This window comes from Streptomyces sp. NPDC028289, assembly GCF_055565975.1.
Genome location: NZ_JBVHTI010000009.1, coordinates 508,418 through 520,765 on the forward strand (window position 1 = coordinate 508,418; position 12,348 = coordinate 520,765).

The window sequence follows — 12,348 nt, forward strand, 5'->3', positions numbered from 1 at the left end:
GGTGACTCCAGATCAAGGGGGAGGGAAACGGCCCGGGCGAGGGCCGACGACAGCCCACCAGTCTACGGGGTCGCCGGCCCTCCCCGCCCCGCTCAGCCCCCGCTGTGCTCCTTGGGCCGGTGCTCGGCCGGACCGCGCCGTACCGCACCCGGTGCGTTCCACTCCTGGCGCTTGCGGGCCCGGATCTTGGCCGCCTCGGAGGACGCCAGCTGGTAGGGCACGGAGGTCACCATCACACCGGGCGTGAACAGCAGCCGGCCCTTGAGCCGCAGCGCGCTCTGGTTGTGCAGGATGTGCTCGTACCAGCGGCCGACGACGTACTCCGGGATGATCACGGAGACCGCGTCCCGCGGGGACTGGGCGCGCAGGCCCTTGACGTACTCGATGATCGGCCGGGTGATCTCGCGGTACGGCGAGTCGAGGACCTTCAGGGGTACGTCTATGCCCCGCCGCTCCCACTCCTCGCGCAGCGCCTTCGTCTCGGCCGGGTCGACGTTGACGGTGAGCGCCTCCAGGGTGTCCGAGCGCATCAGCTTGGCGTAGGCCAGGGCGCGCAGGGTGGGGCGGTGGATCTTGGAGATCAGCACGACGGAGTGCACGCGGGACGGCCGTACCAGGTCGTCGTCGGGCTCCTCGGGGGCCGAGATCTCCTCGGAGACGCGGTCGTAGTGCTTACGGATCGCGGTCATCGTGGCGTAGAAGATGCACATGCCGAGCAGCGCCACCCAGGCGCCGTGGGTGAACTTCGTGACCAGGACGACGACCAGCACCAGGCCGGTGAAGAAGGCGCCGAACGCGTTGATCGCGCGGGAGCGGATCATGTGGCTGCGCTTGGCCGGGTCCTTCTCCACCGCCAGGTGGCGGTTCCAGTGCCGGACCATGCCGGTCTGGCTGAGCGTGAAGGAGACGAACACGCCGACGATGTACAGCTGGATCAGGCGGGTCGAGTCGGCGCCGTAGATCACCGTGAGCAGGGCGGCCGCGCCGGCGAGCAGCACGATGCCGTTGGAGAAGGCGAGGCGGTCGCCGCGGGTGTGCAGCTGGCGCGGCAGGTAGCGGTCCTGGGCGAGGATCGAGCCGAGGAGGGGGAAGCCGTTGTACGCGGTGTTCGCGGCCAGGAAGAGGACGAGGGCGGTGGCGGCGGCGAGCACGATGAACAGGAAGCTGCCCTTGCCGAAGACGGCCTCGGCGACCTGGGAGATCACCGGGTTCTGGACGTAGCCGGAGCCGATCGGGACGCCGCCCCGGATCAGGTCGGTGGCCGGGTTCTCTGCCATGCGGACCTTGGTGAACGCGGCGAGCGCGATGATGCCGCAGAACATGGTGACGGCCAGCAGGCCCATCATGGCCAGCGTGGTCGCCGCGTTCTTCGACTTCGGCTTGCGGAAGGCCGGGACGCCGTTGGAGATGGCCTCGACGCCGGTGAGCGCGGCACAGCCGGAGGAGAAGGCCCGCAGGAGGAGGAAGACCAGGGCGAAGCCGGCCAGGCCCTGGTGCTCGGCCTTGATGTGGTAGCCGGCGGTCGGGGCGCGCATCGTGTCCCCGAGGACCAGGCCCCTGAACGCACCCCACGCGATCATGATGAAAACGCCGCCGACGAACACGTACGTCGGGATCGCGAAGAGCTTGCCGGACTCCTTCACGCCGCGCAGGTTCATCAGCGTCAGCAGCACGATCACGGTGACCGCGCAGAGCACCTTGTGCTCGACCACGAAGGGGACCGCGGAGCCGAGGTTCTCGATGCCGGAGGCGATGGAGACGGCGACGGTCAGGACGTAGTCGACGAGCAGCGCGCTCGCGACGGTGAGGCCCGCCTTGGAGCCGAGGTTCGTGGTGGCGACCTCGTAGTCGCCGCCGCCGCTCGGGTAGGCGTGCACGTTCTGCCGGTATGAGGCGACCACCGTGAACATCAGCACGACGACCGCGACCGCGATCCAGGGGCTGAAGTGGTACGCCGACACGCCCGCGATGGACAGGACCAGCAGGACCTCCCCCGGCGCGTAGGCGACGGAGGACAGCGGGTCGGAAGCGAAGACGGGGAGTGCGATGCGCTTCGGCAGGAGGGTTTCGCCCAGCCGGTCACTGCGCAGAGCGCGCCCGATCAGGATCCGTTTGGGCACGTCGGTCAGTTTGGACACGAGAGAGGATCGTAGGCCTTCCACCTGCCAGGTCTCCAGCCGCAGTGCGGGATCTGCCTCCCGAGTGAAAAAGGTGACGGCTGGAACTGCGGATTCCGCAGCTTACGCCCGATCCGTGCCTAGATGACAGATCCCGCCTGTCTTCGCACTTCGGAGGTCCCATGCCCGCGACCGCAGAGCTGATCGGCGCCACGGTCGCCCTCGTCGGCCTCGGAATCCTCACCGCGTGGAGCGTGCGCAGCATCACTCGGCGATGAGCGCGGCACAGGGGTGCCCGCCCGGGTCGGTGCGTGTGTAGCTTGGGCCTCGGTCTGAGAACCTGATGGGGCTGAGCAGTAACTTTTGAACACCGGAAGGACGGTCGTGCACATCGTCATCATGGGCTGCGGCAGAGTGGGTTCCGCTCTCGCCCAGACCCTGGAGCAACAGGGGCACACGGTCGCCGTGATCGACCAGGACCCCACCGCCTTCCGCAGGCTGGGCCCGGGCTTCGGCGGCCGCCGGGTCACCGGAGTCGGCTTCGACCAGGACACCCTGCGCGAGGCGGGCATCGAGGAGGCCGGCGCCTTCGCCGCCGTCTCCAGCGGTGACAACTCGAACATCATCTCCGCGCGGGTCGCCCGCGAGATGTTCGGCGTGGAGAACGTGGCCGCCCGGATCTACGACCCCCGGCGTGCCGAGGTCTACCAGCGCCTCGGCATCCCGACCGTGGCCACGGTCCGCTGGACCGCCGACCAGATGCTGCGCCGGCTGCTGCCCTCGGGCGCCGAGCCGCTGTGGCGCGACCCCACCGGCGGGGTCCAGCTCGCCGAGGTGCACGCCTCCCCGAAGTGGGTCGGCCACAAGATCAGCAAGCTCCAGGAGGAGACCGGGGTCCGGGTCGCGTTCCTGACCCGGCTCGGCGAGGCGATGCTGCCCACCTCGCAGACGGTCCTGCAGGAGGGCGACCTGGTGCACGTGATGATGCGGACGGACGACGTCGACAAGGTCGAGGCCGCCTTCGCCGGGGGTCCGGAAGAGGAGGGCGGTCACTGATGAGGGTCGCCATTGCCGGGGCCGGTGCCGTCGGCCGCTCCATCGCGGGCGAGCTGCTGGAGAACGGCCACGAGGTCCTGCTGATCGACAAGGCCCCGACCGCCATCTCGGTGGAACGGGTCCCCCAGGCGGAGTGGCTCCTGGCCGACGCCTGTGAGATCACCTCCCTCGACGAGGCGGCGCTGCAGCGCTGCAACGTCGTGATCGCCGCGACCGGCGACGACAAGGTGAACCTGGTCGTCTCGCTGCTCGCGAAGACGGAGTACGGCGTTCCGCGCGTCGTCGCCCGGGTCAACAACCCCAAGAACGAGTGGCTGTTCAACGAGGCCTGGGGCGTGGACGTCGCCGTCTCCACCCCGCGCCTGATGTCGGCCCTGGTGGAGGAGGCGGTGTCGGTCGGCGACCTGGTCCGCCTGCTGCGCTTCAGCCACGGCGACGCGAACCTGGTGGAGCTGACGCTGCCCGAGGAGTCGGCCCTGGCCGGCACCCAGGTCGGCGACGTGGAGTGGCCCGAGGACACCTCGCTGGTCACGATCATCCGCGGCACCCGGGTCCTCACCCCGTCCAAGGAGGACTCCCTGGAAGCGGGCGACGAGCTGCTGTTCGTGGCGGCCCAGGCCCGCGAGGAGCAGCTGGAGGACCTGCTGTCGGTACGGCGCGAAGACAGCTGACGACACGCACGGGAGAAGGGCGCCCCCTCCGCTGCGGAGGGGGCGCCCTTCTCCCGTGACCGGACTACTTGCGGTGGCGGCCGCCGGAGGCGTCAGCGCTCTCCGCGGCCAGCGCCGCCTTGCGCTCTTCCTCGGCCTTCTCGGCCGCCTCCATCTCCGCGAACACGTCGATCGGCGCCGGCGCCTTCGCCAGGAAGACCCAGGTGAGCCAGACCGCGAGCAGGAAGGGCGGGATCTTCAGGGCGACGAGCACCCAGCCGAGCTGGGCGGTGTTGGCCCACCAGTAGAGCGGGAAGAGGATCGCGCACTTGGCGAGCAGGATCAGACCCCACGCCCAGCTGGCCTTGGCGTACGCCTTCTTGCGGCCGGGGTTGCGGGTGCGCCAGGAGAGGTTCTCCTTGAAGACCGGGCCGAGGATCAGGCCGATCAGCGGGACCCCGCACAGGGTCGTGACGATGTAGGCCAGCGCCAGACCCAGCGTGTAGAGCATGCCGGGGAGGTAGAAGTCCTTGGCGTTGCCGGTCATCATCGCGAAGACGACGCCGAAGGCGACGCCGAAGACCCCGCTGAAGGCGTGCTTGACGGTGTCCCGCATGGCGAGGCGGACCACGACCAGCACCACGGAGACCGCCAGCGCGGCGATCGCCGACCAGTGCAGGTCCTTGTTGATGGTGAAGATCGTGACGAAGAGCAGGCCGGGCAGGACCGTCTCGACCATGCCCCGGACACCGCCGAACGCCTCGAAGAGCGCGGCCTCGGTCACCGCCCGCGCGTCTTCCGCCCGGGCGTCCTCCGCCTGTGTGTCTTCGGTCGGCTTGTCGAGCGACGTCACCGGCTACTCCCTACCGAGGGGTCTCAGTTCGTACTTGGGATTGAACAGCACCCGGCGGCCCCGGCTCAGCGAGATCCGGCCCGATGCGATGAGCCTGCGTCCCGGTTCTATGCCGACGATGGAACGCCTGCCGAGCCACACCACGTCCAGCGCGGCGGAGCCGTCGAACAGCTCGGCCTCCAGGGCCGGGACTCCGGCGCGCGGCCGCAGGGTGACCGTGCGCAAGGTACCAGTTACCGTGACGATCTGCCGGTCGTGGCAGTCGCCGATCCGGATGCAGCCCGCGGTGTCGGCGTCCTCGCGCAGCTCCTCCGACTCCAGGTCCTCCTGGGACGAGGAGAGCCGGTCGAGCATGCGCCGGAACCGGCCGGCCGGCTTCTCGGAACGAGGAACAGCACTCATGTCTGAAGCGTACCGGGGCACACCGACACCGCCGTAGTCCAGCTCACTTCGCGACCCGCCTCACTTCTCGAACCGTCCTATCTCTCGAACCGGTACCCCATCCCGGGTTCGGTGATGAAGTGCTTCGGGTGCGAGGGATCCGACTCCAGCTTCCGGCGCAGCTGTGCCATGTACACCCGCAGGTAGTTGGTCTCCGTCCCGTACGACGGCCCCCACACCTCCTGCAGCAGCTGCTTCTGGCTGACCAGCCGCCCGGTGTTGCGGACCAGCACCTCGAGCAGGTGCCACTCGGTCGGGGTGAGCCGGACGTCCCGGCCGGCCCGGTTGACCTTCTTCGCGGCCAGGTCGACGGTGAACCCCTCGGTCTCCACCAGGACGTCGTCCTCACCGCCCCCCGCGACGGGCTCGGCGCGGCGTACGGAGGCCCGCAGCCGGGCCAGCAGCTCGTCCATGCCGAAGGGCTTGGTGACGTAGTCGTCGGCGCCCGCGTCGAGCGCCTCGACCTTCTCGTCGGAGGAGTGCCGGGCGGAGAGGACCAGGATCGGCACCCGGGTCCAGCCGCGCAGCCCCTTGATCACCTCGACGCCGTCCATGTCGGGCAGGCCGAGGTCGAGGACGACCACGTCGGGATGGCGGGAGGCGGCCAGTTCGAGGGCGGTACGGCCGTCGGGGGCCGCGTCGACCTCGTACTTGCGCGCCTTGAGGTTGATCACGAGGGCGCGCACGATCTGCGGCTCGTCGTCGACCACGAGCACACGGGTCATGAGGCCTGCCTTTCCGGTTCTGCCAAGGGTTCTGCCACGGCTTGCGCCGCTTCGGTGACCGATCCTGCCGCGCGGAGGCTGAGGACCATGGTGAGCCCGCCGCCGGGCGTGTCCTCGGCGTTCAGGGTGCCGCCCATCGCCTCCGCGAAGCCCCGGGCGACCGCGAGTCCGAGTCCGACCCCGGCGCCGCGCGGAGCGTCACCGTAGCGCTGGAAGGGCTCGAATATGCGCTCCTTGGCCTCGTCGGGCACGCCGGGCCCGCGGTCCACGATCCGTACCTCCACGCGGTCCGCGATGGCGCTGGCGGAGACCAGCACGGGCCGTTCGGAGGGGCTGTACTTGACGGCGTTCTCGACCAGGTTGGCCACCGACCGCTCCAGGAGCCCGGCGTCGGCCTCCACCATCGGCAGGGTCTCGGGGACGTCGAGGTCCACGCTGCCGTCCGGCACCCCGACCAGCGCCATCGGGACCACCTCGTCGAGGTCGGTCTCGTGGACGATCGCGGTGACGGTGCCGGTCTGCAGCCGGGACATGTCGAGCAGGTTGCCGACGAGGTGGTCCAGCCGGTCGGCGCCCTCCTCGATGCCCTCCAGCAGCTCCGCCCGGTCCTCCTCGGACCAGTCCACGTCGTCCGAGCGCAGCGACGTGACCGCCGCCTTGATGCCGGCCAGCGGGGTGCGCAGATCGTGGCTGACGGCGGCCAGCAGGGCCGTACGGATCCGGTTGCCCTCGGCGAGCGCGCGGGCCTGCTCGGCCTCCTCCTGCAGGCGCCTGCGGTCCAGGACGACGACCGCCTGGGCGGCGAAGGCGGCCAGCACCCGGCGGTCCTCGGCGGGCAGCACCCGGCCGGTCAGCGCAAGGGCCATGTGGTCGCCTATCGGCATGTCGACGTCGCCGTCCTCGGGCCGTTCCAGAGCGGGCCCGAAACCGGCGCGCCCGGCGCAGCTCCACGGCTCGACGTCGCTCGCCCGCTCCAGGAGGGCGGCGGACTCCATGCCGAAGGTCTCCCGGACCCGTTCGAGCAGTTCCTCCAGGCTCGTCTCGCCGCGCAGCACGTTGCCGGCGAGGAAGGAGAGGATCTCCGACTCGGCGCGCAGCCGGGCCGCCTGGTGGGTGCGGCGGGCCGCGAGGTCCACGACCGAGGCGACGGACAGCGCGACCCCGAAGAAGATCACGATGGCCACGATGTTCTTCGGGTCGGCGATGGTCAGCCGGTGCAGGGGCGGGGTGTAGAAGTAGTTCAGCAGCAGCGACCCGAAGGCCGCCGAGGCCAGCGCCGGGAAGAGCCCGCCGAGCAGCGCGGCCGCGACCGTGAGGGTCAGGAAGAGCAGCATGTCGTTGGCGAGGCCGAGGTCGACGGTGTTGAGCAGCACCGCCATGACGGCGGGGCCGACCAGGCCGACCAGCCAGCCCGCGATGATCCGGCCCCGCCCGAGCCGGGCGCCCCGGGCCACCGGCAGCCCGCGGCCCTTGCCGGCCTCGCCGTGGGTGACGATGTGGACGTCCAGGTCGGGTCCGGACTCGCGGGCGACGGTGGCGCCGACGCCGGGTCCGAGGACGTACTGCCAGGCCTTGCGGCGTGAGGAGCCGAGCACGATCTGGGTGGCGTTGACGCCGCGCGCGAAGTCGAGCAGGGCCGCGGGTATGTCCTCGCCGACGACGTGGTGGAAGGTGCCGCCGAGGTCCTCGACCAGGGTGCGCTGGACGGCGAGTTCCTTCGGGGAGGCCGAGGTCAGGCCGTCGCTGCGGGAGATGTAGACGGCGAGCACCTCGCCGCCGGCGCCCTTCTCGGCGAGCCGTGCGGCCCGCCGGATCAGCGTCCGCCCCTCCGGTCCGCCGGTGAGCCCGACGACGATCCGCTCCCGCGAGCCCCAGATCGCCGAGACCTGGTGCTCGCTGCGGTATTGCTTCAGGTACTCGTCGACCCGGTCGGCCACCCACAGCAGCGCCAGCTCGCGCAGGGCGGTGAGGTTGCCCGGCCGGAAGTAGTTGGACAGGGCCGCGTCGACCTTGTCCGACTGGTAGATGTTGCCGTGCGCCATGCGCCGGCGCAGCGCCTGGGGCGACATGTCGACCAGCTCGATCTGGTCCGCGCGCCGTACCACCTCGTCGGGCACCGTCTCGCGCTGGCGCACGCCGGTGATGGACTCGACGACGTCGCCGAGGGATTCGAGGTGCTGGATGTTGACGGTCGAGATCACGTCGATCCCGGCCGCCAGCAGCTCTTCCACGTCCTGCCAGCGCTTGGCGTTGCGGGAGCCGGGGATGTTGGTGTGGGCGAGTTCGTCCACCAGGGCGACGGCGGGGGCCCGGTGCAGGACGGCGTCCACGTCCATCTCCGTGAACACGGCGCCCCGGTAGTCCAGTTCCTTGCGCCGGATCCGCTCCAGGCCGTGCAGCATCACCTCGGTGCGCTGCCGGTCGTGGTGCTCGACGAAGGCGACCACGCAGTCGGTGCCCCGCTCCACGCGCCGGTGCGCCTCGGAGAGCATGGCGTAGGTCTTGCCCACACCCGGTGCCGCACCGAGATAGATCCGAAGCCTGCCGCGTGCCATGGTCCTATTGTCTTCCTGCAACTGCCGTCAACGCAGCGTCGACCTTACGGCCAACAATCCCGGCGAATGGTGCAGGGACCCCGGCAGCGGGCATCTTTGACGCAACCCTGATGGGCGCCGGTGCCGCGGCTCCGGCGCCCGTGCCGTCGGTTCAGTTGGGGTTGTCGCCGTGGGTGAGGGTCTCCCAGGCGACGAAGAGGTTGTTGGTGCCCGCGGGGCGGTTGTTCAGGGTCAGCGTCTGGGTGTTGGTCATGGCGATGCCGAGGCGGTTGTGGAGGGCGTTGTAGCCGACCTCGGTGACGGGCCCGAGCCCGAGGTTCAGGGAGCCGCCGCAGAGCCAGCCGGGGACGGCGGTGCCCAGCTGGTACTTGGCCTGGAAGCCGAGCGCCTGCCGCAGCCGCTCGCCGACGTCGGTGCCGTACAGGTCCTGGCCCTGGATCCGGCTGGTCTCGGCGACGTGCGAGATCGCGGAGATGCCGTACCCGGTGTGCGTGAAGTCCCGGCAGGTCTCCTGGGTGAGGCCGGTGACGAAGGTGGACTGGCCCTGCCAGTAGGAGACGATCTTGGCGGTGGTGTCCAGGTTCTGGCTGGGTACGGTCTTCGGCACCGACCCGTCGGAGGCCAGGTAGACGTAGGCGGCGGCGCGGGTGCGGAACCTGGCCATGGCCGTGTCGTACGACGCCTTGTCCTCCAGGAAGACGGAGATGCCGACGGCGGCCTCCATCATCGACAGCTCCCAGTTGCCGTTGGAGTTGGAGCCCTTGATGACGGTGGGGAGGTAGACGTTGCGCAGCATGGTGGCGAAGCGGGCCTCGTTCGCCCAGGTGCCGGTGTACGTGTACCTGATGATCTCGGCCGCCTTGGGCCAGGAGGAGCCCGCCCAGCCGGTCTGCAGGGGCGCGTTGCTGTTGGTGTGGCCGGTGATGGTGGCCGACCAGGCGTCCATGATCTGGATGGCCTTCTGGGCGTAGCGGGCGTCCTTGGTGATGTACCAGGCGAGGGCGTCGGTGTAGGCGGCGATCGCGTCCTCGCGCTCGTCGGTGCAGCCGTGGTCGGGGTTCGAGTACGAGCCGCACTCGACGGTCGCCCAGGGGGTCGGCGTGCGGTTCAGGTCGGCGTACTTGCTCGCCATCATCTGGTCGTAGGCCGCCTTCCAGGGCTGGGCACCGGCCAGCACCTCGGTGCGGGCGAAGTCCAGCTGGCTCCTGGAGACGGTGACCCCGGGGTGCACGAAGGTGCTGGGGGCGGCCTGCGCCGGCCAGGAGAGGGCTCCGGCGAGGAGGGCGACGACGGCCACGAGGAGTCCGGTTCTGCGCATACCTGAAGGCCTTTCGTTCATATAAGTGAACGCGAGGCGCCTTTATGAACGGCGCGTTGAGCCGTGACCGTAGGTACAGACCAATTCGCCGTCAAGGGGTCGCGCACGCAAAAGAGCCGCACCCCGAAGGGTGCGGCTCTCGGACGGTTCTCCCCGCGGAGCTCCTAGCGGACCTCGGTGATCTCCGGTCCGCGCTGGAGCTGGCCCATGCCGCCGGAGAAGCGCGAGGACTCCTCCTGCTGGACGCCCTCGGGGACCATCTGGGCGTCGTTGGGCAGCTTCAGGACGATCGGGTCGCGGGGCGCCATCGGGCCCTCGCCGCGGACCACGACGGTGTCCCGGAAGATCTGCTCGAGGAGACCGGCCGCCTGCGGCTGCACCGCCCCCTGCCCGGAGATCACCCCGCGCAGGAACCAGCGGGGACCGTCCACACCGACGAACCGCACCACCTGGAAGCCGCCCGTGCCGTCCGGCAGCTGTACCGGCACCTGGGCGCGCAGCTCCCAGCCCAGCGGACCCTCGACCTCGTCGACGATGCCGCCCTGCTGAGTGATGCCGGTCGCGATCTCCTCGCGGACCTCGCCCCAGATGCCCTCGCGCTTGGGTGCGGCGAAGGCCTGCAGCTGGACGGCGCTGTCGCGCAGCACGACGGTCGCCGCGACGATCGCGTCGCCCGCGACCTCGACCCGGAGCTCCATGCCGTCCACGCCCGGCACGAACAGACCGCCCAGGTCCACCCGGCCCTCGCCGGGCTCGCGCACCTCGGTGTCGTCCCACGGCCCGTCGGGCCGGGGCTCCGGCTCCAGACGAACGCGCTCGCGCTCGCCCTCAGCTTCCTCGTCCGCCTCGGTGTCGACGCTGTCGACGACCTGCTCGGCCTCGCCGGCCGCGTCCTCGGCGGCACCCTTCTTCTTGCGACGTCCGAACACGTCACTGTCCTTCCCGGTCGGATACGACCGAAGCGTATCGATTCCCACCCGTCCGACCGCCCTCGGCGGCCTGACCGCTTGTGCCGCTCACGTCGCCCACCGCGGCATGACCGCCGGTGGACCCGAAGCCCCCCTCGGCCCGCGCCGAGTCGGGAAGTTCCGCCACCTCGTGGAAGCGGACCCTCTCGACCTGCTGGACGACCAGTTGGGCGATCCGGTCGAAGCGCTCGAACCGCACCGCCTCGCGCGGGTCGAGATTCACCACGATCACCTTGATCTCCCCACGGTACCCGGCATCAATCGTCCCCGGGGCATTCACGAGGGCCACACCGCACCGGGCGGCGAGCCCCGAACGAGGGTGTACGAAGGCCGCGTACCCCTCCGGGAGGGCGATCGACACCCCCGTGGGCAGTACGGCCCGTTCCCCGGGCTTCAGCTCGCACGCCTCGGTGGTGCGCAGATCGGCACCCGCGTCACCGGGGTGCTCGTACGCCGGAAGCGGTACGTCGGGGTCGACACGGCGGACGAGGACGCCGAGCGGGGCCGCCGAGCGGGCCGGGGCCGGGAATTCTGCAGGGTTCACGGATTCACCTCGAAGGCGCGGGCGCGCCGGGCCTGGTCCGGGTCCTTCATCGCGGCCCGGATCTCTTCCTCGCGGCCGTTGTCGACGAAGTGCTCGACCGGGACCTCGACGAAGAGGGCGTCGGCGCGGACGGCGACGGGCCCCTCGGGGCCGTCCACGCGCCCGGTGGCGGTCGAGTAGATCTTCCGGCCGGCCACGGCGACCACCTCGGCCTCCAGGTGGAGCGTGGTGCCCACGGGCACGGGCCGCACGAAGTCGGTCTCCAGCCGTCCGGTCACGGCGATCTTCCGCAGCAGCCAGTTGAGCGAGCCCAGCGTCTCGTCCAGGGCGGTGGCGAGCACCCCGCCGTGCGCGAGGCCCGGAGCGCCCTGGTGCGCGGGGCGCACGGCGAACTCGGCGGTGAGGGAGACACCCTCGCCGGCCCGTACCTCCAGGTGCAGCCCGTGGGACTGCTCATGGCCACACCCGAAACACTGTTCGTAGTGTGCGCCGATGAGCTCGCCGGGCGCGGGCGCGTCGGGGTGCCGCTCCGGTTTCCGGGCACTGGCAGGAGGCTGAAGAGCTGCGGAACTACCACTCACAGCCGCAGACCTTACCCGCGCGTCCGGTGAATCCGGACACCGTGCCAAGCTTGGCTCCATGCAGCTCTCCGCCACCCCGTACGAAGAACGCCTCACCGCCCCCCGGTCCTGGTGGTTCATCAGCTTCCTGGTCGGCGTCTCGTTCGCCCTGATCCTGCTGCCGTTCGGCACCCTGCCGATGCTGGGCGGCCTGGCCGGCGGCACCGCGGCGGCGGCGGTGGTGGCCAGTTCGTACGGCTCCCCGCGCATCCGGGTCGTCGGCGACTCGCTGATCGCGGGCGAGGCGAAGATCCCGGTGTCGGCCCTCGGCCCGGCGGAGATCCTGGACCCGGACGAGGCGCGCGCCTGGCGCACGTACAAGGCCGACGTCCGCGCCTTCCTGCTGCTGCGCTCCTACATCCCGAGGGCCCTGCGGGTGGAGGTCACGGACCCGGAGGACCCGACCCCGTACCTGTACCTGTCGACCCGGGAGCCGGAAGCCCTGGCGGCGGCGATCGAGGCGGCGAAGAGCAGCACGAAGGCCTGAGCGGGGCAGCGCCC

The 12,348-nt window shown here is 70.6% G+C and carries 12 protein-coding genes; 3 read left to right on the plus strand and 9 right to left on the minus strand.

Annotation, left to right across the window (positions count from 1 at the left end):
- Window positions 1–92: 92 nt before the first annotated feature.
- Entirely contained in the window at window positions 93–2,138 is a 2,046-nt protein-coding gene (locus tag ACZ4UV_RS42065; RefSeq protein ID WP_451021717.1) for an APC family permease, read from the minus strand.
- A gap of 363 nt (window positions 2,139–2,501) precedes the next feature.
- On the opposite strand from ACZ4UV_RS42065, the gene ACZ4UV_RS42070 reads away from it, so the two are divergent.
- Both ACZ4UV_RS42070 and ACZ4UV_RS42075 read left to right on the plus strand, forming a co-directional pair.
- Window positions 2,502–3,173: a potassium channel family protein gene (locus ACZ4UV_RS42070; RefSeq protein WP_089104280.1), complete on the plus strand. Its 672-nt coding sequence runs from the start codon at window positions 2,502–2,504 to the stop codon at window positions 3,171–3,173.
- Window positions 3,173–3,844: a potassium channel family protein gene (locus tag ACZ4UV_RS42075; RefSeq protein ID WP_351491936.1), complete on the plus strand. Its 672-nt coding sequence runs from the start codon at window positions 3,173–3,175 to the stop codon at window positions 3,842–3,844. The genes ACZ4UV_RS42070 and ACZ4UV_RS42075 overlap by 1 nt, the downstream gene beginning before the upstream one ends.
- A 64-nt stretch (window positions 3,845–3,908) precedes the next feature.
- Here ACZ4UV_RS42075 and ACZ4UV_RS42080 read toward each other — a convergent pair whose 3' ends face one another.
- The 8 genes from ACZ4UV_RS42080 to ACZ4UV_RS42115 all read right to left on the minus strand — a co-directional run bounded on the left by ACZ4UV_RS42080 (window position 3,909) and on the right by ACZ4UV_RS42115 (window position 11,808).
- Window positions 3,909–4,676 (minus strand): DUF3159 domain-containing protein, encoded by a 768-nt coding sequence (locus tag ACZ4UV_RS42080; RefSeq protein WP_390035038.1) that lies wholly within the window; start codon window positions 4,674–4,676, stop codon window positions 3,909–3,911.
- A 3-nt stretch (window positions 4,677–4,679) separates the two neighbouring features.
- Window positions 4,680–5,078: an OB-fold nucleic acid binding domain-containing protein gene (locus tag ACZ4UV_RS42085; RefSeq protein WP_093498625.1), complete on the minus strand. Its 399-nt coding sequence runs from the start codon at window positions 5,076–5,078 to the stop codon at window positions 4,680–4,682.
- A 77-nt stretch (window positions 5,079–5,155) separates the two neighbouring features.
- A complete protein-coding gene (locus ACZ4UV_RS42090) occupies window positions 5,156–5,842 on the minus strand; it encodes a response regulator (RefSeq protein ID WP_351491941.1) in 687 nt (228 codons plus the stop codon).
- Complete coding sequence (locus tag ACZ4UV_RS42095; RefSeq protein WP_467845399.1) at window positions 5,839–8,397, minus strand: ATP-binding protein; 2,559 nt, start codon at window positions 8,395–8,397, stop codon at window positions 5,839–5,841. The genes ACZ4UV_RS42090 and ACZ4UV_RS42095 overlap by 4 nt, the downstream gene beginning before the upstream one ends.
- Before the next feature lie 151 nt (window positions 8,398–8,548).
- Window positions 8,549–9,715 (minus strand): alginate lyase family protein, encoded by a 1,167-nt coding sequence (locus ACZ4UV_RS42100; protein WP_451020890.1) that lies wholly within the window; start codon window positions 9,713–9,715, stop codon window positions 8,549–8,551.
- Window positions 9,716–9,879: 164 nt separating this feature from the next.
- On the minus strand, window positions 9,880–10,644 hold the full coding sequence (locus ACZ4UV_RS42105) for a DUF3710 domain-containing protein (RefSeq protein WP_351491948.1): 765 nt from the start codon (window positions 10,642–10,644) through the stop codon (window positions 9,880–9,882).
- Window position 10,645: 1 nt separating this feature from the next.
- Window positions 10,646–11,227, minus strand: a complete 582-nt coding sequence (dut, locus tag ACZ4UV_RS42110) for a dUTP diphosphatase (RefSeq protein ID WP_351491951.1) — start codon at window positions 11,225–11,227, stop codon at window positions 10,646–10,648.
- The gene (locus tag ACZ4UV_RS42115; RefSeq protein WP_351491953.1) at window positions 11,224–11,808 is read right to left on the minus strand and encodes a PaaI family thioesterase; all 585 of its coding nucleotides are present in this window, start codon (window positions 11,806–11,808) and stop codon (window positions 11,224–11,226) included. The genes dut and ACZ4UV_RS42115 overlap by 4 nt, the downstream gene beginning before the upstream one ends.
- A gap of 58 nt (window positions 11,809–11,866) precedes the next feature.
- Between ACZ4UV_RS42115 and ACZ4UV_RS42120 the strand changes: the two genes are divergently transcribed.
- Window positions 11,867–12,334 carry a DUF3093 domain-containing protein gene (locus tag ACZ4UV_RS42120; protein ID WP_351491955.1) on the plus strand — a complete coding sequence of 156 codons (468 nt, stop codon included), beginning with the start codon at window positions 11,867–11,869 and terminating at the stop codon, window positions 12,332–12,334.
- The last annotated feature ends 14 nt before the right edge of the window (window positions 12,335–12,348 follow it).

Excerpts from the sequence above, each read along its gene's own strand:
- ACZ4UV_RS42095 (WP_467845399.1), bottom strand. The coding sequence starts at position 8,397 with ATGGCACGCGGCAGGCTTCGGATCTATCTCGGTGCGGCACCGGGTGTG.
- ACZ4UV_RS42075 (WP_351491936.1), top strand. The coding sequence starts at position 3,173 with ATGAGGGTCGCCATTGCCGGGGCCGGTGCCGTCGGCCGCTCCATCGCG.
- ACZ4UV_RS42085 (WP_093498625.1), bottom strand. The coding sequence starts at position 5,078 with ATGAGTGCTGTTCCTCGTTCCGAGAAGCCGGCCGGCCGGTTCCGGCGC.
- ACZ4UV_RS42120 (WP_351491955.1), top strand. The coding sequence starts at position 11,867 with ATGCAGCTCTCCGCCACCCCGTACGAAGAACGCCTCACCGCCCCCCGG.
- ACZ4UV_RS42100 (WP_451020890.1), bottom strand. The coding sequence starts at position 9,715 with ATGCGCAGAACCGGACTCCTCGTGGCCGTCGTCGCCCTCCTCGCCGGA.
- ACZ4UV_RS42090 (WP_351491941.1), bottom strand. The coding sequence starts at position 5,842 with ATGACCCGTGTGCTCGTGGTCGACGACGAGCCGCAGATCGTGCGCGCC.